Source organism: Acinetobacter sp. ANC 3781 (assembly GCF_004331285.1).
In the GTDB taxonomy this organism is placed as follows: domain Bacteria; phylum Pseudomonadota; class Gammaproteobacteria; order Pseudomonadales; family Moraxellaceae; genus Acinetobacter.
Genome location: NZ_SJOH01000024.1, coordinates 1 through 26,560, shown reverse-complemented (window position 1 = coordinate 26,560; position 26,560 = coordinate 1). Strand labels below are relative to the sequence as shown.

Sequence of the window (26,560 nt, the reverse complement as noted above, 5' to 3'; positions counted from 1 at the left end):
GGCTTTTCTTTTAAATCGATTGGATTACTTTCCAATACAGAATGATCCAAAGATTTTTCCTAATAAATCATCTGCACTGAATTCACCAGTAATTTCAGACAAGGCATTTTGTGCCAAACGTAAAGATTCCGCTACTAACTCGCCCGCTTGATACACCACTAACTGCTCATGTGCTTCTGCCAAATACACCTGTGTACGCTTCATCGCGTCTAAATGACGTGTACGCGCAATAAAGGTATCTTCTTCTGGCTGGAAGCCTGCATGTGCTGTAATCGCATCTGTAAGCGCCTGAACACCAGTTTCCTGCTTGGCTGAGACCGTAATATGACGAAAGCCCTGATAATCGCCAATTTCAGCAGCAGTACCAGTTAAATCACACTTGTTGGCAATCAACATCAGACGACGTGGTTCCAGATGTTCGGCAAAATAGTTTTGCGCCAGTTGCAAAGGCTCTTCACCTTGGCTTAGGTCATACACCAACAGCAACAAATCGGCTTGTTCAATTTCCTTAATTGCGCGGCGAATCCCTTCTTTTTCGACAATATCACCGGTTTCACGCAGACCGGCAGTATCGGTCAGGGTAATCGGCAAGCCATTCAGAGTAATTTTTTCATGCAGGACATCACGAGTGGTACCGGCAATATCGGTGACAATCGCACGTTCATTTCCGGCCAAAGTATTCAATAACGAAGATTTTCCTGCATTCGGCTTACCGGCAATCACCACCTGCAAGCCTTCACGCAGCAACTGGCCTTGGCGGGCAGATTTTTGTACCGCAGTCACTGAACTTTGCACATCTTCCAGCAAAGCCAAAATTTTACCATCCGCCAAAAAGTCGATTTCTTCTTCCGGGAAATCAATAGCCGCTTCTACATGCAAACGTAGATGAATTAACTTTTCTAATACGGTATTGACTCGGGTCGAGAATGCCCCTTGCAGTGAACGTACTGCTGAGCGTGCCGCTGCTTGTGACGTTGCATCAATCAAATCGGCAATTGCTTCCGCTTGCACCAAATCCAGCTTGCCATTTTCAAAAGCACGCATGGAAAATTCACCCGCCTTGGCCGCAATTGCACCCAATTCCAGCAAGCGACCTAATAAAGCATTTTGAATGACCGGGCCACCATGACCTTGCAGCTCCACCACATCTTCACCGGTAAAGGAGTTTGGGTTTGGAAAGCAAATCACCAGTCCTTCATCCATGACTTCACCCGCTGCATCATGAAACTGACGGAAGCCAGCAAAACGGGCTCTCGGTAAAGCCTTTTGCGTCAAGGCTTTTGCAATGGCATAGGATTTTGGACCTGACAGACGAATCACCCCCACACCCCCACGTCCGGGCGGAGTTGCAATTGCAGCAATCGTTGTTCGGTTTTGCATAAAATTCACCTAAAAAATCCCAAATCATAGCCAAATAAAAATCCGCCTAAGATTACCATCTTAAGCGGATTTATTCAGCTACTCGCAATTAGTCGTTACTTAAACAACGTCACGTTTTTCGCGTTCTTTCGCTACACTTTTGTTGATCAAACTTTGCTGCAAGATGGTAATACTGTTGTTGACAATCCAGTACAACACCAAGCCCGCAGGGAAGAACAACATAAATACGGTGAAGATAATCGGCATGATTTTGAAGACTTTTGCCTGCATCGGATCAGCCGGTTGCGGATTTAAAGACTGCTGAATGAACATGGTCAAACCCATCAATAACGGCAGGATAAACCATGGATCCATTGCAGATAAATCTTGAATCCAGCCTAACCATGGTGCATGACGAAGTTCTACAGACTCCATCAATACCCAGTACAAGGCCAAGAAAATCGGCATTTGTAAAAGCAGTGGCAAGCAACCTGATAATGGATTGACTTGTTCACGTTTATACAGCGCCATCATTTCTTGGGAGAAACGCATACGGTCTTCACCGAACTCTTCTTTCATGCGTTGCATTTCAGGTGCAATCACACGCATTTTCGCCATAGAGCGGTAGCTCTTAGACGATAATGGCCAAAGAATTAGTTTCACCAACACAGTCAACAAGATAATTGACCAGCCCCAGTTGCCTACAATGTTATGGAAGAACTGCAGCCCCAGGAACAATAACTTCGCAATTGGCCATAACCAGCCATAATCCACGGTTTGGTTTAAACCAATCGCGAGGTCTTTCAATTCAGACTGAATTTTAGGACCTGAATAGAAGGTTGCATCCAACTCAGCCGCAGTACCGGCAGGTACATTGATCATCGGTGAAGTAAAACCGATAATATTCATATTATCAGTAGATTGACGCGATTCTAATTTCGCACTATATGGCTGACCATTGGCTTGCGTCAGTTTAAGATCACCTGGAATCCAGGCACTTACGAAATAATGCTGAACAATACCAACCCAGCCGTCTTTCGCTTCAACATTCAATTTTTCTTCATTGAAGTTGGCAAATTTAAGCTTGTTGTAGTGTTCATCAGGTGTACCCCAAGCACCGCCCAGGAATGTACCTAGGGTAAAAATACCTTGGTCTGATTTACCTGGATCATCCGAATTGTCACGTTTGATTTGACCAAACATTTGACCTTGCCAGTTCTGAGCACTACGGTTCACAACTTTGTGGTTGACAATAATCGGGTATTCACCTTGTTTAAAGGTAAATGTTTTGATGATTTCTACACCATCAGCCGTTTTATAGACCATTGGTACCGATAAAACTTTAACCGCCTTACCATCTTTTGTTGTTTCAGCTTTAGCATCAGCCAAAGTATAAGTTGCTTTTTCAACTTCATACACCGGGCGACCATTACGGTTGCTGTCCGGTCCATTTAAACCAATCAGGCCAGACTGAGCGACGTAAGTACGTTTCGCATCACTTTCCAGCATGACAAACGGTTCATCGCTGTCTTTATTTTTGTCATGATTGAGTAATTCAATACGAACAATGTCACCACCTTTAGGATTAATCCAAAGATTATAAAGGTCAGTTTGTACTGAAATAAGCTGTTGACTTACAGGTGCAGTGGCATCTGTTGTAGTTTGCTGAGTGGCAATATTTGCTTGAGGCACGTCAGACGCTGCCGGAGCTGTTTGAGCATTTGGCAAATCTGCAGATACTTCATGCGAAACCACGGCAGCTTCTTGCTGCGGTTTAGTCTCTGCATGACCATAATCTTTTTGCCAAGCCAAAATAAGCAAATATGCGACGACAAACATAGCCCCTAGAATTGCAAACCTGGCCCATTGTTGCATATCTATTATCCCAAGTAGTTAGAGTGATTTCGGTTCAATAAACGTTCACGAAAGGGTACAGCAACGTGAAGCGTTTGAGAATCCATTTGCTGAAATGAAATAAAACGAATTGCTTTTTGCGGAACCGGGTCATAACCCGAACCACCCCAAGGATGACAACGACAAATACGCTTAGTAGCTAACCACGCACCACGCACAGCACCATAAGAATGGACTGCTTCTAAAGAATATTGAGAACATGTTGGAATATAACGACAGCGGGGTCCCAATAAAGGACTAATCGCGATCTGATAGAATCGAATCAACCAATGCAGTAAACGTACCATTGGCCTTCTCTACTTTTGTGGGGAGGGAGCTATCTTTTTATGCTTATTGGCAAGGCGTTGCAATTTCTGCCAAGCAAATAGTAATTGCTGTTGCAATTCTGCATTAGGTATTGCTTCAATACCAACTTTAGGCATGACCACAATATCTAATAAATCTAATTGCTGTTGATGAAGGCGAAAACTTTCGCGAGCAAGACGTTTCACTCTATTTCTTTCATGTGCACGACGCACTTTTTTCTTGGCAACAACAATACCCAAACGGCTACAAGGCTGTTCGGAATTTTTTGCCAAAAATAAGAAATGGGGTTGATGCACTTTAAAAAGCGCACCATCAAACACACTTTTATAATCGGCAGCACAGCGTATACGTACGTCTGTGCTGAAGCCATAAAGTGTCATAACACCCAAAATCGTAATAACTTAACTAATTAAACAGTTAAGCTATGACGACCTTTTGCACGACGGCGAGCTAATACTTGACGACCAGCTTTAGTAGCCATACGAGCACGGAAACCATGAACACGCTTACGCTTTAATTCTGATGGTTGAAATGTACGTTTCATATTGAAACTCCAAAAATGATCTTCTATGAAGGTTCGCGATTTTAGTGTTCATTCATTGATCTGTCAATTAAAAACAAAATTTCTTTCAAAATAAGGTATTTTTTTGACAAATGATAAATCTAAGATTTTTTTATCACATTAAAAATTGTTTTAATTTTACACACAATATAAGCATTTGATTAATAATGAAACATAAGTTATAAACAGAAATATTCACAATATTATCCACAACTTAGTGTTGATAAGATTATTCTTCTGACTTTTGAATTTAAATTTAAAAATATGGGGAGTTATCCCCATGGGCAAGGGTTCTTATAATTAAATTCAAATTTATAAATTTAAATTTATTACTATTAGGGAGCCATTTTTCTGTGGAAAAGCTATTTTTATTTTTTGTAAACAATATCTTAAATTGTGGATATCCATGTTTTTATAATTGTATTAAATTGTGGATAACTTTATGATATATTTTATCCACAGCTTAAGGATAAGCTTATCCACACCGTGATTTGAATTTAAATTTAAACTGAAATTTGCTTTTTTGAGTGATATTTCTTTAATTGGGCCATGACAGATGTGGATAACTTCGATAGAATGGCGACCCGCTTGTTCGGGCTCAAAACGATTTTTTATAACTAATGGAATAAATAGGGGTTTCACATGCTTTGGACTGACTGTTTAACTCGTTTGCGACAAGAGCTTTCGGGTAATGTCTTTACAATGTGGATTCGCCCTTTGGTGGCTGAAGAGCTTAACGACACATTAAAACTTTATGCACCCAATCCGTATTGGACCCGTTATATTCAGGAACACCATCTTGAGCTGATCACGATCTTGGCAGAACAAATGTCTGAGGGGCGGGTACGCAAAGTTGAAATTTTGGTCGATTCCCGTCCGGGTGCCATTCTATCCGCCAATGAACAACCTGCAACCACGACTGCTGCTTTGCAATCGGTTGCTACCCCCATGGCTAGACCGCGAAAAGAAAAAGAAGAATCAGGCCCTAAAAATAGCCGTAAGCGTTTATTAAACCCATTATTTACTTTTTCATTATTTGTTGAAGGACGCTCGAACCAAATGGCAGCGGAAACCTGTCGTAAAGTTTTGACTCAGTTAGGGGCTTCTCAACATAATCCTTTATTTTTGTATGGCCCCACAGGTTTGGGTAAAACGCATTTAATGCAAGCGGTGGGGAATGCATTATTGCAAGCCAAACCCAATGCGCGCGTCATGTATATGACTGCCGAAAGTTTTGTGCAAGATTTTGTCAGTTCCTTGCAACAAGGCAAGGTTGAAGAGTTTAAGAAAAATTGTCGCTCGCTGGATTTATTGCTGGTCGATGATATTCATTTGCTGGCCGGCAAAGAAGCCAGTTTGGTGGAGTTCTTTTATACGTTTAATGCCTTGCTGGATGAATCAAAACAGATCATTTTAACCTCAGATCGTTATCCTAAAGAACTGACTGAACTGGATGCACGTCTGGTTTCGCGTTTTTCCTGGGGCTTGTCTGTGGGTGTGGAACCGCCGGATATTGAAACCCGTATCGAAATTTTATTGAAAAAAGCGGAAAACATCGGGGTAGAATTGCCGCGTAATTGTGCTTTGTTTGTGGCTCAACAAGTCGTCGCCAATGTACGTGAACTCGAAGGTGCACTGAACAAAGTCGTGGCTATTTCACGTTTTAAAGGCACCCCGATTGATTTGGAGGTGGTGCGGGAATCGTTAAAAGATGTCCTCGCGATTCGTGCCCGAACCATCAGTACTGAAAATATCCAACGTGTAGTAAGTGAATATTTCCGGATTCCGCTGAAAGAAATTGTCGGACCTAAACGTACCCGTATCTATGCGCGTCCACGTCAGTTGGCGATGGGGTTGGCGCGTGAACTCACTGGCGATAGTTTCCCGGAAATTGGCATGGCCTTCGGCGGTCGTGATCACAGTACCGTGATGCATGCCTGTGAGAAAGTATTGAGCCTTCGTGAGGAAGATCCGATCTTTAATGAAGACTATAAAAACCTGCAACGTTTGTTGCAAAGCTGATCGAATCTGATCAAATTCTATTCTTGCAATGCGGCATATTCTGCCGCATAGTACACTGCTAAAAAACATTTATTTACTATTTATCTTCAGTTGTTAGAGGAATGTACCGTGCGTTTGAAAATCGCGAAAGAAAGCTTACTTAATGTTCTGTCACATGTCGTAGGAGCGGTTGAACGTCGCCATACTTTAAACATCCTGTCTAATGTAAAAATTCAAGTCAGTAATGAATCATTAACCATTACCGGTTCAGATCTGGAAGTGGAATTGGTTGCCAGTACGACGCTAGCCGAAGATGCATGCCTGCAAACTGGTGAAACGACTGTGCCTGCACGCAAGCTGATGGACATTTGTAAATCATTACCGACTGCGGCATTGATTGACCTGCAAATTACTGAAGATCGCTGCATTTTAAAATCGGGCAATAGCCGTTTTGTGTTGGGTACTTTGCCTGCTGAAGACTATCCATTATTGAGCAGTGAAAATGCTCAAGGTACACAAGTAACGGTAACTCAGCGTGAGTTAAAACGCTTGTTTGAAAAAACTGCTTTCGCGATGGCCGTGCAAGATGTACGTTTTTATTTAACCGGTACTCTGCTTGAAATTGATCAAAACCAGCTTCGTGCCGTGACTACTGATGGTCACCGTTTAGCTTTATGTGAAACCGCAGCAACGTCCACCGTTACCCAAGCCATCCAAGCGATTGTGCCCCGCAAAGCAGTGGCAGAATTGCAGCGCTTACTCAGCATTGAAGACGAGCAATTGTCTCTACTAATTGGTCGTGAATTATTGAACGTGACCATTAGTGCACCAAGCCGCGACAAAGAACAGGGCAATATCACGGTTCGTTTCACCACCAAATTAATTGATGGCAAATTCCCGGATTACCGTCGTGTGATTCCACGTGGTGGCGATAAAAACGTATCGATTGCTCATGATGTATTCAAACAGTCCCTGCAACGTGTCGCAATTTTAAGTAATGAAAAATTGCGCGGTGTATTCCTGAATTTTAGCGCTGATTCTTTACAACTGCGTGCCAATAACCCAGAGCAAGATGAAGCGATTGAAGATCTAGCCATTCAATATGCGGATGCACCGATGGAAATGTCGTTCAATGCGCAATATTTATTGGATGTACTCGGTGCGTTGGATGGTGATGATGTCTATATGACCATGACTGAAGCCAATCAATCTGTATTAGTACACGATCCAGCGCAACAAGATCAAACCTATGTTGTCATGCCAATGCGGGTTTAATTTGCAGACTTCTTAGCAGATCAAATTATGTTTATCACGCGTTTAAATATAGAACGTGTTCGAAATTTAAAAGCGGTTGCACTCCAAGAGTTGCAGCCGTTTAATGTCTTTTATGGCCAAAATGGTTCAGGTAAGACCTCGATTCTAGAGGCCATTCATTTGCTGGCGATCGGACGTTCTTTTCGAACCCATATCCCAAAGAATTATATTCAGAATGAAACAAGTGACGCGATTGTTTTTGCGCAATCTGCGACTGAAAAGATTGGTATGCAAAAACTGTTATCCGGTGAGCAACTAATTAAAGTGAATGGCGACAATATCGCGACCCAAGGTCAGTTGGCTAAAATTTTACCCTTACAGCATATTGATCCACAAAGTACCGACATTATTGACTACGGAGCCAAACCACGTCGCCAATTGATAGACTGGCTGATGTTCCACGTGGAACCGGATTTTTATCATGCCTGGCAGTATTATTCACGGGCCTTAAAACAGCGCAACAGTTTGTTGAAATCGAGACGAAATCTTAATCTGAATGATTTAGAGCCATGGAATAAAATGCTAGCCGAATATGGTGAAATGCTGCATTCACAGCGCAGTGGAATTGTGGAACAGTGGAAGGTTTACTTTGAGCAGGATTTAAAACACTTATTGCCTAATCTGGATATTCAGATGGAATATGTTCCTGGTTTTCATACCGAGCTTGGCTTGCTGCATGACCTCACTGTACATCATCAAAAAGACCTGGATAGACGCTATACCGAGTATGGTCCGCATCGTGCAGATTTACGTTTAAAAACAACACTGGGTGATGCTGATGTGGTGCTTTCACGCGGTCAAAAAAAGCTGCTGATTGTGGCCTTAAAACTGTCACAGATTGCAATGCTGCATGCCTGTAACAAGGAAACTGTGGTATTATTAGATGATGTGACAGCAGAATTAGATTTAACTGCACAGCGACGATTAATTGAGCGATTGAGCCAACTGGGTAGTCAAGTTTTTATTACCACTTTAGAGCACGAATCAGTAAAAAAACATTTACATGATTTGTCTATTTCATATCAATTATTCAATGTTGAAAACGGTCAAGTTCAAGTTGTTGTGCAATAGTTTTTTAGATTTTAACCATCTTTGGATAGACCTATATTTCACTAGGGAGAAACCATGAGTTCAGAAGATCAAGCTGCTTCTCAAACAGAACCAACCAATGAAAAGGCTTATGATTCCTCTAGTATCAAGGTATTACGTGGCCTCGATGCTGTGCGTAAGCGTCCAGGTATGTATATTGGTGATACGGACGATGGTTCAGGCTTACATCACATGGTATTTGAGGTGGTGGATAATGCCATCGATGAAGCCTTGGCAGGTCATTGTGATGAAATTTTAGTCACCATTCATGAAGATGAATCAGTCAGTGTTTCAGACAACGGTCGTGGTATTCCAACTGATATTCATCCAGAAGAAGGTGTATCTGCTGCTGAAGTGATTTTAACCATTCTTCATGCCGGCGGTAAGTTTGACGATAATAGCTATAAAGTATCTGGTGGTTTACACGGGGTGGGTGTTTCGGTTGTAAATGCCTTGTCGAGTAAATTATTACTGAATATTCGTCGTGCCGGTAAAGTGTATGAGCAAGAATATCAGCATGGCGATCCAGTTTATAAGTTACGTGAAATTGGTGAAACAATCGAATCGGGTACCACCGTTCGTTTTTACCCAAGTGAATTAACCTTTAGCCAAACCATTTTCAATGTTGATATTCTAGCGCGTCGTTTACGTGAACTTTCATTCTTGAATGCCGGGGTTCGTATTGTATTGCGTGATGAACGTATCGATGCTGAACATGTATTTGATTATGAAGGTGGTCTTTCTGAATTCGTAAAATATATCAATCAGGGCAAAACCCATTTGAATGATATTTTCCATTTTACCAGTCAAGTGCCGGAAACAGGGATTACTGTTGAAGTCGCTTTACAGTGGAATGATACCTATCAGGAAAATGTGCGCTGCTTTACCAACAATATTCCGCAAAAAGATGGTGGTGCGCATTTAGCCGGTTTCCGCGCAGCATTAACCCGGGGCTTAAACCAGTATTTGGATAGTGAAAATATTCTGAAGAAAGAAAAAGTCGCGGTGACGGGTGATGATGCACGTGAAGGCTTAACTGCAATTGTTTCAGTGAAAGTGCCTGATCCAAAATTCTCTTCACAAACCAAAGAAAAACTGGTTTCAAGTGAAGTGAAACCTGCTGTAGAGCAGGCGATGAACAAGGAATTTTCTGCTTATTTGCTGGAAAATCCACAAGCGGCAAAATCAATTGCCGGTAAAATTATTGATGCGGCGCGTGCACGTGATGCGGCGCGTAAAGCGCGTGAAATGACACGTCGTAAGAGCGCGCTGGATATTGCAGGTCTTCCAGGTAAATTGGCTGATTGCCAAGAAAAAGATCCAGCATTGTCTGAATTATACTTGGTCGAAGGTGACTCTGCGGGTGGTTCAGCCAAGCAGGGCCGTAACCGCAAGATGCAGGCGATTCTGCCACTGAAAGGTAAAATCCTGAATGTCGAACGTGCACGTTTTGACAAAATGATTTCATCGCAAGAAGTCGGCACCCTGATTACCGCACTTGGTTGTGGTATTGGTCGTGAAGAATACAATCCGGATAAACTGCGTTATCACAAAATCATTATCATGACCGATGCTGACGTCGACGGTTCGCATATTCGTACGCTACTGTTGACTTTCTTCTTCCGTCAAATGCCTGAACTTGTAGAACGCGGTTATATCTATATTGCACAGCCACCCTTGTATAAATTGAAAAAAGGTAAACAGGAGCAATATCTTAAAGATAATGATGCTCTAGAAACCTTCCTGATTTCAAATGCGATTGATGATTTATCTTTGCATATTAGTGCTGAATCTCCTGCAATTTCAGGTCAAGCCCTGGCAAAAGTCATTGAAGATTACCAAGTTTCACAGAAAAGTTTGAACCGTTTAACCGTACGTTATCCTGCAAGTTTGCTGGATGGGTTATTGGGTCTGGATGCATTTAAACTTGATCAAAATCATGATGAAGAGTATGTGAAACAATGGTCTGAACAGTTACGTATTGCGATTGAAAAATATCAACCAAGTTTACGTCCTGAAATCAGTTTAGAAGTGTTTGAAAAAGAACATGCTGATGGTTCTAAAGTGGCACATTACTGGCCACGTGTCACCATCTATGTACACAACTTGCCGCAGTCGTATTTACTTGATTCGGGACTACTGGCTTCTGGTGAATATAAGCGTTTACTGCAAAATTCGAAGAGCTGGTTTAGCTTGCTTGAAGACGGCGCATATTTGCAGAAAGGCGATCGTAAAATTAATGTCATCACTTTCCATCAAGTGTGGCAGCATATTTTGGCCGATTCACGTCGCGGCATGATGATCCAGCGCTATAAAGGTTTGGGTGAGATGAATGCGGAACAGCTTTGGGAAACCACCATGGATCCTGAAAACCGTAACATGTTGCAAGTCACCATTAATGATGCGATTGAAGCAGATCGTATGTTCTCTTGTTTGATGGGTGATGATGTAGAACCACGTCGTGCTTTCATTGAGGAAAATGCTTTAAATGCAGATATCGATGCTTAATGTATTGATCAGTTAAATTGTAAAAAGCACCCTTCGGGGTGCTTTTTTTATGCTATTTTCATTTAAATACGATTAACTTTTAGCCATCTATATTTTATAAAAGTGACTTATTCCTCTGTCATGATGAGTCCTGTGCAAAGGAGATCATCATGCAATATTACGAGGTTAGTACAATGGATAATCAACTGGAACAGATTCGGGACATTTGGAGCAATGCATTTTTTACCGGTAATTTTGAGGTATTGGCTCAGTATGAACATGAGCAATTTAAAGTGGTTTATGAGCAGGAAGGTCGAGTTGAAAGCAATTTTACCCGTTATGAACGTATTGCTCATGCCGTGAAAAATGGTGTATGGAAACCGCAACAACCACTGATAGAATTTGAAGAGTTCGAGTTTGATCGAGACCTAACACACTGTAAGGTTTTGATTGGTTTGGAAGATCAGAAAAAGATTCAAGAATTATGGGTCAATGAAGGTACTTGGAAAATTATCGAACTCAGGTTTTTAAAACGTAAAAAGCCCCAACAGGATGAATAATAAATCTTATTTTTTGAAAATCCGAATGTGGATAAGTTTTTTTTGTTTCATAAGGATGTGAAAATTAATTTATCCACAACTTAAACTGATGCTTTTATTTTAAATTTAAAGTTGGTTTATGTGTAATGTGGGTAATTTTTTTTAAATTTGAAAAGTCTGTTTTGAATTTAAAATTAATAGATGGGGATTTTTAAATTTAAAGATACTGACATCTTGGTAAGGGATATTGCTATAAACGTATTATGTAGAAAAATTAAAAAATCGCAGTACACGTTTGAAATTGTACTGCGATCATAAAATAAGCATTACTTTAGTTTTGCTTAAGAGTGTTGGATTGGCTTATTCGCAAGCACCTTCTAGCTCTTCCAATTCCATCATTAGCTCTAACATTTGTTCTTCAGCTTCAGCCAATTTCGCTTTTAACTCAGTTTGTTCATTCATAAGCTTTAACAAATCACCTTTACGATTTGCTTCATATAATGCGCTATCACCGAGTAATATTTCGATTTCCGCTAAACGTGGTTGTGTTTTGGCAATCTGAGCTTCAATTTTTTCAATATTCTTGCGAACAGGACGACTGAGTTCACGACGACGCGCAGCTTCTTTACGTTGTGCTTCTTTGTCCAGTTTAGAGATCGTCGGTTTAACTTCTACTTGCGATTTCACAGGTGCAGCCGGTTGTTGACCTGACTTCATCATGTCGATGCGCGCTTGACGTAACCAGTCTGCATATGCAGTGAGATCACCATCAAACTCACGGCTTTGACCGCCATGCACTAAGATTAACTCATCACAAACACTGGCAATCAGTTGGCGTTCATGCGATACCAGCACCACAGCCCCTTCAAAATCTTGTAATGCCATGGTTAATGCATGACGCATATCCAAGTCTAAATGGTTGGTCGGTTCATCCAGAATCAACACGTTTGGACGTTGCCATACAATCAGTGCCAGTGCTAGACGGGCACGTTCACCCCCCGAGAAGCTTTCACTTGGGGTATCCATGCGTTCGCCACTAAAACCGAAACTGCCGAGGAAAGAACGCAAACTGGCTTCACTGATTTTCTTATCGGCAATACGGGACAATTGCAGCATTGGGCTGGCATTACCATCCAAAGCATCCATTTGATGCTGAGCAAAGTAACCGATATTTAATAATTCAGAATCTTTACGGGTCCCTTGAAGCAGGGGTAAGTCACCGACCAACGATTTAATCAGTGTCGATTTACCTGCACCATTCATTCCCAGCAAACCAATACGGCTGGTCGGGGTGATTTGTAGGCTGACATTGGTCACAATCAGTTTGTCACCATAACCAATATCCGCATGCTCAAGTTCAAGCAGCGGCGAACTCATTTTAGTCGGTTCACGGAATGAGAAAGTAAATGGGGTATCAACATGCGCTGCAGATAATTCTTGCATACGTTCAAGTTGTTTAATCCGGCTTTGTGCTTGCTTGGCTTTAGTGGCTTGTGCCTTAAAGCGGTCAATATATTTCTGCAAATGTGCGCGTGTTTCTAATTGCTTTTCATAAGCTTGCTGTTGTTGAGCCAAACGTTCACTACGAGTACGTTCGAAAGTTGAATAGTTGCCGGTATATAGAATCAGTTCTTGATTTTCGATATGTAAAATATGATCGGTAATTGCATCTAAGAAATCACGGTCATGCGAAATCAGAATCAATGTACCTTCATAGGCTTTTAACCAGTCCTCTAGCCACAGAATGGCATCTAAATCTAGATGGTTAGTCGGCTCATCGAGTAACAACAGATCTGAACGGCTCATCAAGGTACGCGCAAGGTTTAGACGCATACGCCAACCGCCGGAGAAGCTTGAAACATCCAATTGTGACTGATGTTCAAAGAAACCCAAACCTGCCATCAATTGTGATGCTTTAGACGGTGCAGTATAGCCATTAATTTCGTCAAAACGGCCATATAAATGTGCAAGTTCATCATCGCTTAAGCTTTCTGGATGATCTAGTTTATTTTGAATATCCCAAAACTCTTCATCGCCAGACAACACAAAATCAATCGCTTTCATATTTAAAGCTTTGATTTCCTGTGCCATATGCGCAACAGTCCAAACCGCAGGACGAGTTAAAGAACCTCCATCCGATTCCATGCCACCGAGTAGAGCAGAAAATAGCGTGGATTTTCCTGCACCATTTACACCAGTTAAACCAATTTTCCAGCCTGGATGAAGTTGCATGGATGCTTTTTGAAATAAAACACGTCCACTGCGACGTATAGAAAGTTGATCTAACTGAATCATTAAAATATCTAAATGAGAAAATGGTGTGCGTATTCTAAAGGAAGTGACCGAGAAAAGAAAAAGACTGAGGCATTATTATGTGGATAAAACACGGACTTTAAGTAAATAAATAAAAAGGTGATAAGTTATGCGAAATAAGCCTTTTATCAGAAATAGAATTAAGTCTCTATTTTTACCATTAAAACAACATTATAGTCATTTCATAGGGAATATATAAAAAAAATTAGGGATTAGCATGAAAAAAGGAATTTTGATTTTATCCACTGGACTTTTCTTCAGTCTTTCAAATTTGGCACAGGCAAAAGAAAATATATGTGTTTTTGATTTGTTGGGAAAAGCCGGTGAATCTTATAAATTGATTGAAGAATGGGCTTTGGCCAGTAAGCAATGGGGAGGAGACGTCACTCTTATTTCTTATCAAGATGAAGCTAAAGTTGAACAAGATTTTAAATCAGGTCAATGTGATGCCTTTTACATGACCTCAATGCGTGCGCGTGCCTACAATAAATTTGCGGGTTCAATTGATGCGCTGGGTGGGGTGCCGAGTAATGATATAGCACAAAAATCTATAAGCTATGTACTTGATAAACGTAATGAAAAACGTCTAATCAATACCATGGGCAAGGAAACTTTTGAAGTGGCAGGAATTGGACAAATTGGTTTGGCGTATATTTTTGTCCGTGATCGTTCAATTAATTCTTTAGCTCACGCAGAAGGCAAGAAATTCGCTGTATTACATTATGATTATGCTCAAAAAATTATGGTCACGCGTGTTGGTGCTGTTCCGGTCATGTCCGAGATTTCAAATTTCATCAAAAAATTTAATCAAGCTGAAGTCGAGATTGTTGCCGCACCTGCTTATGCCTTTAAACCACTAGAAATATATAAGGGTTTAGGTACGCAGGGAGCAATGATTAATTTTCCAGTAGTGAATGTCACCGCCGATTTGATTATACGTAAAAATAAATTCCCCGAAGGTTTTGGCATGCAATCTCGTAGTTGGTTCGTCAAACAATTACCGAAAAGTTTTGCGATGGTTAAACGTATGGAAGCTGAAATTCCGGCAAAATACCGCATAAATTTAAGCAAAGAAGACCAAGTAAAATATCAAAAAATTCTGCGTGAAGGACGGGTTGATTTAACCAAACAAGGAATTTATGAACCAGCGATGATGACAGTATTGAAAAAAGCCCGTTGTACTGTGGAACGAACCAATTTTGAGTGTTCTTTGAATGGAGAATAAAAATAATGTTCTGTAGTAATTTGTAAAATATCTAAAATTTACTTATTAATAGTGTATATAATTTTTATATAACATTTTGATTTTATTATTGAATTAAAAAAATATAAATCAATTGACATTTAAGCTGAAAAAAAATGGAGTAAATGCTCTATTTTTTTTTAATAAATTTGCATAATATTTGTGCCATGGATGGAAACTCGTCAAACAACAAGATTCTAAAAGGACCACTCTAATGAAAAAAACGATTCTGGCAGTAGCTGCATTGTCTGCTATTGGTTTAGCGACCACAGCACAAGCAGAAAAAGTGGATGTTTGCGTATTTGATTTACTGGGTAAATCTGGTGAGTCTTATCAAATGGCACAGGAATGGGCGTTGGCTGCCAAAGGCTGGGGCGTTGATATCAATTTAATTCCACGTCAAGATGAAGCTGTTGCGGATAATGATTTTAAAGCGGGCAAATGTGATGGCGTTTTTATGACGGCAATGCGTGCACGTCAATACAATAAATTTGTGGGTTCTATTGATGCTCTCGGCGGCGCACCAAGCAATGCCATTGCGCAGCGTGCAATTACATTTGCGCTTGATAAGCGTAATGCACCGAAAATGGTCAGCAATTTAAGCGGTAAAAAATATGAAGTTGCCGGTATTGCACCTTTAGGTTCAGCTTTTATTTTTGTACGTGATAAGAGTATCAATTCTATTGAAAAAGCAGCAGGCAAAAAATTTGCAGTATTGGGTTATGACGACGCGCAAAAAATCATGGTGCAACGCGTAGGGGCACAGGCAGTAATTTCGGATGTATCGAACTTTGTGGCGAAATTTAATAATGGTCAGGTCGATATGGTTGGTGCGCCTGCCTATGCGTACAAACCTTTAGAAATCTACAAAGGTCTAGGTACAAATGGGGCAATGTTCAATTTTCCGGTACTGCAAGTGACGTCAGATTTTGTGATTCGTCCCGATCAATTCCCAGCTGGTTTTGGACAAAAATCGCGTGATTGGTTCGTGAAAAACTTGCCAAAAAGTTTTGCGATGATTAATCGTCTTGAAGCCAGTATTCCAGCCAAGTTTAAAATGAACTTAACCGCAGATGATAAAACCAAATATCAAAAAATGTTGCGCGAAGGCCGTATGGATATGACCAAACGTGGAGTTTACGATGCAAGCATGATGACGGTATTGAAAAAAGCACGCTGTTCTGTCGATAAAGCGAATTTCGAATGTTCACTTGGCGGCGAATAATCTTGATTTTCAAAAAAAAGCCTAGCTTAACTCTAGGCTTTTTTTTGAATTGAATATGTCATTTTTGCCATTGTTGTGAGTCAAAAAAGGCGTAATCTTAAAAAATAATGATAAAAATTTTTATCAGAAAAAGAAGAACAAGCCTAGAAAGTATGTGATTTAGGATGAATAAAAACTCAAAACAATTCAGTCTTTAACTGAATAAAAACAAAGACACAAGGAAGAAAAATTCATGATGCAATGGTCTAAAGCGCTACTACTTGGTGTAGGTCTGTGTGCTGTAACGGGTGTTAGTCAAGCAAAACAGGTGATGTGCGTATTCGATTTGGTGGGTAAAAGTGGTGATGTCTTTACCTTAATGAAAGATTATCAATTAGCAGCCAAAAATTGGGGGGCTGATATTGAATTACGTGTCGGTCAAAACGAAGCAGTTATTGCTGAAGACTTTAAAGCAGGTAAATGCGATGCGATTAGTGTCACAGGTATGCGGGGTCGCCAGTTTAACGATTTTACCGGTTCTCTAGATGCTATTGGTGCGATTCCTGATTTAAAACTTGCGGTTAAAGTGATGCAAGGTTTAGCCAGCCCGACTTTTGCCAAACATATGCTACGTGGAAAATATGAAGTAGTGGGTGTCATTCCAGTTGGAGATGCTTTTTTAATGGTCAATGATCGTAGCATTAACACAGTCGCTAAGGCTGCAGGTAAAAAAATTGCAGTGCTAGATTATGATGAAGCACAAAAAATCATGGTTCAGCAAATTGGTGCACAAGCGGTCAGTGCGGATGTTACCAATTTTGGGGCTAAATTTAACAATGGTCAGGTCGATATAATTGGTGCACCTGCTGCCGTATTTAAACCTCTAGAATTATATAAAGGTTTAGGTAATAAAGGTGCAATTGTAAATTATCCAATTTTACAAGTGACTGGTAATATTATTATCCGTCCAGATAAATTTCCAGCAGGCTATGGACAAAAATCACGTGAATGGGTAAGAAGTCAGTTACCGCGTGCATTTGGTATTTTGGGTAAAATGAAAGCAGATATTCCACAAAAATATTGGATGCAAATTCCTGCAGTAGATAAGCCAGGCTATCAAAAAATGATGCGCGAATCGCGTGTCGATTTAACCAAACGTGGTGTATATGATAAGCGTATGATGAAATTATTATGGCAATTCCGCTGTAAGGAAGATCCGAAGAATTTTGAATGTAGTCTTCAAGATGAGAACTACAAACAATCTTGAGAAAAATACTCAGATTTGACTTTAAATCTTCAAATACTGACCATATATTGGGTATGCTATACTTCAAATATGGTCTTTATCTTTTAAAGGCAACTGAATTGAACAGAGGAATCCAACATGAATGCCCAAGCTCTGGTGCTGACCGACAATGCTGCGAATAAAGTACGCCAATTGCGTGATAGTGAAGGCAACCAAGAATTAATGTTACGCGTTTATGTTACAGGGGGCGGTTGTTCAGGCTTTTCTTATGGTTTTAACTTCGCCGAGAGCATGAACGAAGATGATGCGGAATTTGTCAATGGCGACGTGAAGATGCTGGTTGATTCTCTAAGCTACCAATATCTTGTTGGTTCAGCAGTAGATTATATTGAAGGTTTAGAAGGTTCACGTTTTGTGGTTCAGAACCCGAATGCAACCACGACCTGTGGCTGTGGTTCTTCCTTCTCAATTTAATAAAAAAATTAAAAAGTCCTCCTGATTTGGAGGACTTTTTTTATGAAATAGAGAATTTATTAGGGTTCTAATTTAGCCGCTTCTAAAATATCAAAAATAACAGTGGTCACGTCTTGGCTTAAATCACGATTGTTAAAAATTTCATGCGCTGTAATAGTGACATCTGTATCGCTTGGCAGTAGGCGTTGTTCTTCTTCAATCAGATGCTGAATAGGTAATAAGGTCTGTTTTATTTCCAAATGCAGAATATCTTTAAATTCAAGATTTTCATCTTCCAGCTCGATCAGTTGTTCGTTTAAAAATGGCAATAAAATAGAATGGAGGTAAGGCTGAATCTCAATAATATCAAAGATTTCAATCTCACGTGTTTGCTCAATTGTACTAATGTGATCATTCATTTCAATCAGAATATGGTAGTAACTCACACGCGTCTCCAGAGATTTTATGTTGTCATTTCTTGACATCACAATAACATGAAATGAGCCTATTTACCGCTCTATTACTATGCATATACTTATAAAAAGTAAGGGATTTTTGCATTGTATCTCAGTCTTGGCCTAACGTGCCTGAAATAGGGCTAAATCCGCTGTCGATAAACTGAAATTTTGCATCTGTTGATCTTTCATTAGCGGATACATCAGCGCTTGAGGATCTTGATTGTGTTTTAAGCCCAGTGCATGTCCAAATTCATGCGCCAGAGTTAAACGTAAATCGTCTGCTGACACGAACTCATAAATATTAATTTGCTTACCATTAAATAAGCCTTTATCGAATAAATGCGGTCGAAAGCGCTGATTAAATTGCTCAACAGATTGATTTAACTGACGGTTAATTTGATTCAGTTCATCTACATGGCTATTCAATTGCTGAATTTTTTGGTTATACACATTGATTTCCTGTTCTAGGGCAAAAATTTGTTGTTGTAATTGATGACGTTGTTGTATGAATTGATCGCGTTGTGCAGGCTTTACACCACCATTGTGATTGATCACGGCAATTTTCTGATTATATTGACTTAATTGGTCATCAAGCTGGATTTTTTTAGCCTCGAGCAGGGTATTAGCACGGTCTATTTCTTGTTTAAATTGTTTGAAATTTTGATTTTTATTCGACCAGATCTGCTGCTCTTGTTCGATATTGCCCAGTTGTTGGCGGCGTTGATTAGATTCATCTTGACGTTGATCATAAATTAAATGAATCGCCAGTTTGGCATTTGGATCATAGACAAAATAATCTTTGCCTGTACCTTGTTTCCAAATATCCGTGGCTTGTTGGCTAATGAGCTGCACTTCATCTTCAGTTAAACCAAAACGCGGATCGACTTCTGCAATACGATAACGCAGACGTGTGTCGAATGGGTGCTGAATACGATCCAACACATTATTATGCCGAATTTGGGGATGAGTTCGAGTTTGATAAGTCATGAGCAAAAAGAACATGACCAAAAGGCAGAGTACAACCAAGCGCATAAGGGCTTAAAAAGTTATTTATTTTAATGACTGTATAACATTTATTCGAATTATAAAAATAAAAAAACCGCGCTTTCGCGCGGTCTTTTTTAACTGTTTAAAGCCAAATTAAAGCGACAAATTATTTTTTGTCATCTTTAACTTCAGTAAACTCAGCATCAACAACGCCGTCGTCCGCTTTTTGAGATTGGCCTGCATCACCTTGGAAAGCGTTCGGGTCAAAACCTTCAGCACCACCTTGAGCGCCTTGAGCTGCTTCATAAGCACGTTGGCTAATTGGCATGATGATGTTTTGAAGTGCTTCAGTTTTTGCTTTAATTTCTTCAACGTCATTTTCTTTCGTTGAAGCTTCAAGCTCTGAAACCGCAGTTTCGATTGCAGTTTTTTCGTCTGCAGTCACTTGTTCGCCAAGATCTTTCACTGCTTTTTGCGCGGACGATACAAGTGCATCTGCTTCGTTACGTGCTTTAGCCAGTTCTTCGAACTTACGATCTTCTTCAGCATTCGCTTCAGCATCTTTAATCATTGCTTCAATTTCAGCATCGCTCAAACCAGAGTTTGCTTTAATTTGAATTGACTGTTCTTTACCTGTGCTCTTGTCTTTCGCAGACACTTTCAAGATACCATCAGCATTGATGTCGAAAGATACTTCAATTTGTGGCACACCACGTGGAGCAGGTGGGATGTCGCCTAATTGGAAGTTACCGAGCAATTTGTTTTGCTGCGCCATTTTACGTTCACCTTGGAACACAGAAATGTCTACAGCAGGTTGGTTGTCAGCAGCTGTTGAGAACACTTGAGATTTCTTCGCAGGAATCGTGGTGTTTTTCTCGATAATCGCTGTTAACACGCCGCCCATAGTCTCAATACCAAGAGTCAACGGAGTTACGTCTAGCAGCAATACGTCAGTTTTGTCACCTGAAAGTACAGCACCTTGAATTGCAGCACCCATTGCTACAGCTTCGTCAGGGTTCACGTCTTTACGTGGCTCGCGACCGAAGAATTCTTGTACTTTTTGTTGTACAAGTGGCATACGAGACTGACCACCCACCAAGATTACGTCAGAGATTTCACTTGTTGAAAGACCGGCATCTTTAAGCGCGATACGGCAAGGCTCAATGGTGCGAGCAACTAAATCAGCAACCAAACCTTCAAGTTTCGAGCGAGTTACGTTGATCACCAAGTGTTTAGGACCAGTCGCATCAGCAGTGATATATGGAAGGTTGATTTCAGTTGCGTTAGAAGAAGAAAGCTCGATTTTTGCTTTTTCCGCAGCTTCTTTCAAACGTTGTAACGCAAGTGGATCTTGTTTTAAGTTAAAGCCTTGTTCTTTCTTGAACTCTTCAACCAGGTATTCAATTAAAGCGTTATCGAAGTCTTCACCACCCAGGAAGGTATCACCGTTAGTCGACAATACTTCGATTTGTTGGTCGCCATCTAGGTCAGCAATTTCAATGATGGATACGTCGAAAGTACCACCACCCAAGTCGTAAACCGCGATTTTACGATCGCCTTCTTTTTTGTCCATACCGAACGCAAGTGCCGCAGCAGTTGGTTCGTTGATGATACGTTTAACATCAAGACCTGCAATTCGACCAGCATCTTTGGTGGCTTGACGTTGCGCATCATTGAAGTAAGCAGGAACAGTAATTACTGCTTCAGTTACAGTTTCACCCAAATAATCTTCTGCAGTTTTTTTCATCTTTTTCAAGATTTCAGCAGAAACTTGTTGTGGTGCCAATTTTTTATCGTTTACCTCAACCCAAGCATCGCCATTGTCCGCTTGAATGATTTTGTAAGGTACAAGACCGATATCTTTTTGAACCGCTTGGTCTTGGTACTTACGACCGATCAAGCGTTTAATTGCGAATAAGGTGTTTTTAGGATTGGTTACCGCTTGACGTTTAGCAGATTGACCGACCAAAATTTCGCCATCTTTATACGCAATAATCGATGGAGTTGTACGAGTGCCTTCAGCGTTGTCGATAACTTTAACTTTGTCGCCTTCAAGTACTGCTACGCAAGAGTTTGTAGTACCTAAATCAATACCAATGATTTTAGCCATTTGGATGCTTCCTCAAAATTATTTTTTGCAATGTTTTTTGCTTGTTATCCGATATGAGAGCCATTCAAAATTTTTCAAGTTTATTTCATTAAAAAAAGTGAAAAACTCTCGAATTTCTTTACCTTATTGACCGACTAAGACCATTGCTGGACGAAGTAAACGGTTCGATAAGGTATAACCTTTTTGCAATACAGTGCCAATTTCACCTGCTTTAACATCAGGTGCGATACCCACTGCTTGATGCAAGTCTGCATTGAAACCATTACTCATATTCACTTCAACTACCCCGAATTTTTCTAGGGTAGTTAACAATGATTTCAATGTAAGTTGCACACCCTCAAGTAAGGGAGATTCAATATCTCCTGCAGCTTGAATGGCGCGTTCTAAATTATCGACAGTGTCGAGTAATTCTTTGGCAAACTTCTCAATCACAGTTTCTTTATGCTTTTCAGCATCACGTTGAATGCGTTCCACGCTTTTTTGCGCTTCATATACCGCATTGGCTGTACGTGCTTTCTCAAGTTTTAAACTTTCTTGCAAATTAGTGATCTGTGCTTGTAAATCTTCAACTGAAACTTCAACTTGTTCTGTCTCAGCTTGAGTTTGTGTGGTTTGTTGATCAGCTTGCTCTTGTCCTAGATCTTGAGCTTGTTGATTTTGCTCAGCCGCCATAGATTTACTCCGTTTAAATGGGTTCTTAAACATGTACAGTCCTTTTGGCTTCAGTGCTAACTGGGTTAATCCTGAACTGCCATGAGTGATAAAATTCATGATTAATACAAAGGTCGGGGCAGGCGATAAAAAATCAAGCGAGACAATCCATTAAATCTGTTTAATTTGAGTGAAATTATCAAAAAAACAGGGTTTTTCGAACATTCAGGTAAAAATTATGAGCTTTTTTATAGGTCAATAATGAGCGAATAGATAAAACAACAAAGCAGCCTATGTGAAAACTTGATTATCAATTAATGGAAGAATCAAGTTTTGTCGCGCTCTATCAATCTGTATATCGGATAGTGTTAGAAATAAGATAGGGAAGAGATAGGAAATACCAAGCGAAATTAATGTTGTGAGGTGGAATACCCAACTTATACTTAAAAACGATCATTATGAAATAAATTATCTATTTTACAAAAAAGCAAAGGTTAATTATTATCTCACACAGATTCTATCGCTGTAGTTTCTTATTGGTATTTATGAAATCTGTTTTCTAAGCTTACCCAACCTATGGGTAAGCTTTTTTTGCCTAAAATAAAGCAAGCTATTGTTCATGACTTATTTTAAGTGGCTATTAAGTCAATTATTGTCCTGCCGTTGTATAACAATTAAATCTTTACAGCATTATATGTTGATGCTCATGATTTTTATAAAAAAACCCTTTGTTAAAAGGGCAGTGAGTAAATAACAGAATTTTTAATTGTCGCGACGATCTCGAACGCGCTTATCAATATCGCGACGATGATCATCCCAACGTTTTTCTTGAGATTTACCTTGCTGTTGAATTTTTTTACGCTGTTGCTCTGAGCGTTGGCGTTCAAGTTCACGCTTTTTGCGATCCCAATTCGACTGGTTATTTCGATTTTGTTCAGCAGCTCGCTTACGCTGTTCTAGCTGATGTTGCTGTTCACGTTTTTTACGCTCCCAATCAGACTGCTTTTGACGATTTTGTTCCCACTGGCGACGTTCAAGCTCACGTTTTTTGCGTTCAAGCTCAATTCGATTTTGACGTTGTTGATATTCCCAACGTTGACGGTCCCGCTCTCGGTCATATTGATTATCAGAATTCCGATCATAGCGACGGTCATAGCGATTATCATAAGCTCCATTGTGATAACCGCCATCTTCGGGAAATGCCACACAACCTACAGCTAAAAATGTAGTGGTTAAACCGAGTATAATCAGTTTTTTAGTCATGGTTTGCACCCTTCTTCTTTTAAGGAGTAGCAAAAAACTCCGAAATATACATGGAAATTGTCAATGACAAGATATAAAAAGAAGATTAGCGTATGAATGTTTTTACTGTGTATACAGATGATTAGACTTATATAAGAGTATGGTCACTTATTTGCCGATCATGTAGAAAATGTGAAGAATATAATAAAAGGAAGGAATATCGATGGTTGCTTTTAATCGAACGCTACAGACAATGATAGAAAAAGGGCAAGGCACGGCAGCACGTACCTTGGATCGGTTACCGGTTTTTGCACAAAAGTCTTTAGTTAAAATTTTAAGATATCCGCACCAATATCCTGAACTTGATCCTTTAATTCAATGCATGATGGCCGCTCAGTTAAAACAGGGCAATAGCGGTTTCATTGGTGAAGATGTTATCCACGCGCGTAAAAATTTTGATTTACAAATGCAGGCAATTAAGAGTAAGCCCACGCCAGTAAAGCGGGTTGAAGATATACGGCTGCCTTTACATAGTGGCACCATTTTCGCGCGGCATTATCATCCTGCACCGAATAAAAAACTTCCGATGGTGGTGTTTTACCATGGCGGTGGTTTTGTAGTGGGGAGTCTAGACTCTCATGATGAGGTGTGTCGTTTACTTGCCGTACATGCAAAAGTTCAGGTACTGAGTATTGACTATCCCTTGGCGCCAGAAGCCAACCCAAGAAAAGTCATTCAAAGCTGTGAAGATGCACTGGCATGGGTATATCAAAATAGAAAACAGTTTAAAATCTTAAAAAACAGAATTTCGGTCGCCGGGGATAGCGCCGGCGGCAATATTAGTGCGGTCGTTGCCCAGCGCAGTGCCAACAAAGTTTATGCACCGCAAGCGCAATTGCTGCTCTATCCTGCGGTAGACTTTAAAAGCCGTCATCCATCCTTCCATGCTTATAAAGAAGGGTTGGTCCTGACCGGTGAAGATGTCGATTTTGTAACTCACTATTATGTACAAACTCATCAAGTTGAACTGGATGATCCGATGGTTTCACCGACCTATGGCAAACATGAAAAATTACCTCCTGCATTTGTGATTACCGCGGGTCACGATGTATTGCATGATGAAGGTGAAATTTATGCCTATAAGTTACGTCATCGGGGCGTAAAAGTGCATTATCAGGAATATAGTGATCAAGCGCATGGCTTCGTGAATTTAACCCCAGTTTCTTATCGAGCTAAAAAGTACTTCATTGAAATCAGTAAAAACTATAGAAAGTTTTGGGATAAGCACGCTTAAGCTTTTTTAATAAATTCGACTATCTAAGTAAAAGGTGTTTCACGTGAAACACCTTTTTATTTTTTATTCATTTTGGCTGAAGGTAGCGTGAGTTTAAATTCGGGAACATAAAAACTCTGTAAATATTTAGCTTGAGAAAAATCTGGAAAGATATCCAGCGTATTTTTCCAAGAGGCTTGTTTAAGTTTACATAGCTTGCCACGAAATTGCGGGCTGAACTGATAATGTAAACCTTGCCAAGTCTGATGAATATTGAGTAGCCGTGCAGGTATGTGATGGCTATTAATATAAAAAGTCTGACTATGTTTGTACTTTTGTAGATGCAAACTCATTTCTTGCTGCTGAAATGAAATATTGCAATACACCACATCATCTTTGATCACCCATTCGAATTGAGCCAATTGTTTTGGAATTCCCCAAAAACGTTGACCATTCATCACAGAGGCTGGGGTAGATACATAAATTTTAGGAATCGAAGATAAATGTCTTTTGCTCATTAATGGATGATCGAGAATCAGCAGCTCATCATATGGCCCCACTGGGGATTTATGATAACGAACCAACATAATCTGTATAACGCGTCCAATCGGAGAGGGAGCAAGCTGGAAAGCTTGATTAGATTTAATAAAGTTCGGTGTTAACCAATAATTCAAAATAAAGGCATCACCATGTAAATGCCAAGGAGGATGATGAAAATTTTTAGCAATTAATTCTTCATTCATTGTCATTCTCGTTTTATCTCAAAAAGAGATGCTGTTTTATTTATAATGAACGATTAATATATAGACATTCACAATTACAACTTGAAGTAGAAGAGTAAAGAAATGTTAAAAAAAACGCTATTTGCTGTGAGCGCTGCCTTTATGAGTTTACAAGCAATCGCGGCAAACTCGATTGTAGAAATGAAAACATCTATGGGAAATATTGAAATAGAGCTCTTTAATGATAAAGCCCCTATTTCAGCGAAAAATTTTGAAGGCTATATAAAGGATAACTTTTATAACGGCACCATCTTTCATCGCGTGATTCCGGGTTTCATGATTCAGGGGGGAGGAATGGATGCCAACATGGTAGAGAAGCAAACCAAAGCTCCTATTCAAAATGAATCGTATAATAGTTTGAAAAATATCCGTGGCACTTTAGCGATGGCGCGTACCAATAGTCCAAATTCTGCAAGCAGCCAATTCTTTATTAATACAGTAGATAATGACTTTTTAAATAAAAGCCAGATGAATGCAGGCTATGCCGTGTTTGGTAAAGTTACTAAAGGGATGGATGTGGTCGATAAAATCACTCAAGTACCGACTGCAAACTTCGGAATGCATCAAAATGTACCTAAGCAAGCAGTAAAAATCGTTAGTGTGATTGTTAAAGCAGCACCCGAGAAAAAGTAATACAAATTAAAGCAGAAATATAAAAATTAATATTTTTGCTTTAAAACAAGATCTTATAGTGGTTTTGTATAAAATTGACCCAATTTGGTGCATAAAAAAACTACACTCGATAAAGCAAGCAGTCAAAAGCACTTGCGCGTGTAGGAAATTGCCCTATAATGGGCGCATACCAACGAGATATGTTGAAACGAACGAAGCGCGAAGCGTTGAGTTGTTAAGATTATCTTGTTGTTTCTTGTCTCTGACGAAGAGCAAGATAGATCATTAAGAGATTATGAAGAACAACTTGTGTGGATTTTTACCGGTTGATTGATCGAAATTATTTTCATTGATTGATGGTAGAAATTACTCGAAGTTTATTTGAGAAATATTTGTCAGAAAATTGATGAGCCAA

23 protein-coding genes are annotated in these 26,560 nt (G+C 39.9%); 11 read left to right on the top strand and 12 right to left on the bottom strand.

All coding sequences use genetic code 11. From position 1 onward, the window contains the following. Positions 1-24: 24 nt before the first annotated feature. From mnmE to rpmH, 5 genes are all read right to left on the bottom strand, one after another. The gene (gene mnmE / locus E0H89_RS14870; RefSeq protein ID WP_131218085.1) at positions 25-1,380 is read right to left on the bottom strand and encodes a tRNA uridine-5-carboxymethylaminomethyl(34) synthesis GTPase MnmE; all 1,356 of its coding nucleotides are present in this window, start codon (positions 1,378-1,380) and stop codon (positions 25-27) included. Positions 1,381-1,479: 99 nt separating this feature from the next. After that, complete coding sequence (gene yidC, locus E0H89_RS14865) at positions 1,480-3,234, bottom strand: membrane protein insertase YidC (RefSeq protein ID WP_131218083.1); 1,755 nt, start codon at positions 3,232-3,234, stop codon at positions 1,480-1,482. Between the two features lie 5 nt (positions 3,235-3,239). Further along, positions 3,240-3,560, bottom strand: coding sequence for a membrane protein insertion efficiency factor YidD (gene yidD / locus E0H89_RS14860; RefSeq protein WP_131218080.1), 321 nt, complete (start codon positions 3,558-3,560; stop codon positions 3,240-3,242). A gap of 9 nt (positions 3,561-3,569) precedes the next feature. Then, a complete protein-coding gene (rnpA, locus tag E0H89_RS14855) occupies positions 3,570-3,959 on the bottom strand; it encodes a ribonuclease P protein component (protein WP_131218078.1) in 390 nt (129 codons plus the stop codon). Positions 3,960-3,988: 29 nt separating this feature from the next. Then, complete coding sequence (gene rpmH, locus E0H89_RS14850) at positions 3,989-4,123, bottom strand: 50S ribosomal protein L34 (protein ID WP_000831329.1); 135 nt, start codon at positions 4,121-4,123, stop codon at positions 3,989-3,991. A 660-nt stretch (positions 4,124-4,783) separates the two neighbouring features. On the opposite strand from rpmH, the gene dnaA reads away from it, so the two are divergent. From dnaA to E0H89_RS14825, 5 genes are all read left to right on the top strand, one after another. Next, positions 4,784-6,163 carry a chromosomal replication initiator protein DnaA gene (gene dnaA / locus E0H89_RS14845; protein WP_131218076.1) on the top strand — a complete coding sequence of 460 codons (1,380 nt, stop codon included), beginning with the start codon at positions 4,784-4,786 and terminating at the stop codon, positions 6,161-6,163. Positions 6,164-6,271: 108 nt separating this feature from the next. After that, positions 6,272-7,417 (top strand): DNA polymerase III subunit beta, encoded by a 1,146-nt coding sequence (gene dnaN, locus E0H89_RS16790; protein WP_131218074.1) that lies wholly within the window; start codon positions 6,272-6,274, stop codon positions 7,415-7,417. 27 nt (positions 7,418-7,444) lie between these two features. Then, positions 7,445-8,527: a DNA replication/repair protein RecF gene (gene recF / locus E0H89_RS14835; protein WP_131218072.1), complete on the top strand. Its 1,083-nt coding sequence runs from the start codon at positions 7,445-7,447 to the stop codon at positions 8,525-8,527. A gap of 54 nt (positions 8,528-8,581) precedes the next feature. Next, positions 8,582-11,053 (top strand): DNA topoisomerase (ATP-hydrolyzing) subunit B, encoded by a 2,472-nt coding sequence (gene gyrB / locus E0H89_RS14830; RefSeq protein ID WP_131218070.1) that lies wholly within the window; start codon positions 8,582-8,584, stop codon positions 11,051-11,053. 173 nt (positions 11,054-11,226) lie between these two features. Beyond that, positions 11,227-11,592, top strand: coding sequence for a hypothetical protein (locus tag E0H89_RS14825; protein ID WP_131218122.1), 366 nt, complete (start codon positions 11,227-11,229; stop codon positions 11,590-11,592). 339 nt (positions 11,593-11,931) lie between these two features. Here E0H89_RS14825 and E0H89_RS14820 read toward each other — a convergent pair whose 3' ends face one another. Further along, entirely contained in the window at positions 11,932-13,866 is a 1,935-nt protein-coding gene (locus E0H89_RS14820; RefSeq protein WP_131218068.1) for an ATP-binding cassette domain-containing protein, read from the bottom strand. Between the two features lie 235 nt (positions 13,867-14,101). Between E0H89_RS14820 and E0H89_RS14815 the strand changes: the two genes are divergently transcribed. The 4 genes from E0H89_RS14815 (at position 14,102) to erpA (ending at position 18,051) form a co-directional block, all read left to right on the top strand. Beyond that, a complete protein-coding gene (locus E0H89_RS14815) occupies positions 14,102-15,109 on the top strand; it encodes a putative solute-binding protein (RefSeq protein ID WP_131218066.1) in 1,008 nt (335 codons plus the stop codon). A gap of 232 nt (positions 15,110-15,341) precedes the next feature. Next, complete coding sequence (locus E0H89_RS14810; protein WP_131218064.1) at positions 15,342-16,352, top strand: putative solute-binding protein; 1,011 nt, start codon at positions 15,342-15,344, stop codon at positions 16,350-16,352. 235 nt (positions 16,353-16,587) lie between these two features. Beyond that, a complete protein-coding gene (locus tag E0H89_RS14805) occupies positions 16,588-17,598 on the top strand; it encodes a putative solute-binding protein (protein WP_165494062.1) in 1,011 nt (336 codons plus the stop codon). Positions 17,599-17,715: 117 nt separating this feature from the next. Beyond that, positions 17,716-18,051 (top strand): iron-sulfur cluster insertion protein ErpA, encoded by a 336-nt coding sequence (erpA, locus tag E0H89_RS14800; RefSeq protein WP_131218060.1) that lies wholly within the window; start codon positions 17,716-17,718, stop codon positions 18,049-18,051. A 59-nt stretch (positions 18,052-18,110) separates the two neighbouring features. Here the strand turns inward: erpA and E0H89_RS14795 are convergent, their stop codons facing one another. The 5 genes from E0H89_RS14795 to E0H89_RS14775 form a co-directional block, all read right to left on the bottom strand. Then, on the bottom strand, positions 18,111-18,488 hold the full coding sequence (locus tag E0H89_RS14795; RefSeq protein ID WP_131218121.1) for a hypothetical protein: 378 nt from the start codon (positions 18,486-18,488) through the stop codon (positions 18,111-18,113). Positions 18,489-18,608: 120 nt separating this feature from the next. Then, positions 18,609-19,520, bottom strand: coding sequence for a matrixin family metalloprotease (locus tag E0H89_RS14790; protein WP_131218058.1), 912 nt, complete (start codon positions 19,518-19,520; stop codon positions 18,609-18,611). Positions 19,521-19,641: 121 nt separating this feature from the next. After that, positions 19,642-21,585: a molecular chaperone DnaK gene (gene dnaK / locus E0H89_RS14785; protein WP_131218056.1), complete on the bottom strand. Its 1,944-nt coding sequence runs from the start codon at positions 21,583-21,585 to the stop codon at positions 19,642-19,644. 123 nt (positions 21,586-21,708) lie between these two features. Next, positions 21,709-22,257, bottom strand: a complete 549-nt coding sequence (gene grpE, locus E0H89_RS14780; protein ID WP_131218119.1) for a nucleotide exchange factor GrpE — start codon at positions 22,255-22,257, stop codon at positions 21,709-21,711. A gap of 741 nt (positions 22,258-22,998) precedes the next feature. Beyond that, entirely contained in the window at positions 22,999-23,499 is a 501-nt protein-coding gene (locus E0H89_RS14775) for a hypothetical protein (protein WP_131218054.1), read from the bottom strand. A 202-nt stretch (positions 23,500-23,701) separates the two neighbouring features. On the opposite strand from E0H89_RS14775, the gene E0H89_RS14770 reads away from it, so the two are divergent. Then, a complete protein-coding gene (locus E0H89_RS14770) occupies positions 23,702-24,772 on the top strand; it encodes an alpha/beta hydrolase (protein WP_131218052.1) in 1,071 nt (356 codons plus the stop codon). Positions 24,773-24,828: 56 nt separating this feature from the next. Here E0H89_RS14770 and E0H89_RS14765 read toward each other — a convergent pair whose 3' ends face one another. Further along, on the bottom strand, positions 24,829-25,494 hold the full coding sequence (locus E0H89_RS14765) for an acetoacetate decarboxylase family protein (protein WP_131218050.1): 666 nt from the start codon (positions 25,492-25,494) through the stop codon (positions 24,829-24,831). A gap of 102 nt (positions 25,495-25,596) precedes the next feature. Here E0H89_RS14765 and E0H89_RS14760 point away from each other — a divergent pair, with 102 nt between their 5' ends. After that, positions 25,597-26,166, top strand: a complete 570-nt coding sequence (locus tag E0H89_RS14760) for a peptidylprolyl isomerase (RefSeq protein WP_131218048.1) — start codon at positions 25,597-25,599, stop codon at positions 26,164-26,166. Positions 26,167-26,560: the final 394 nt, after the last annotated feature.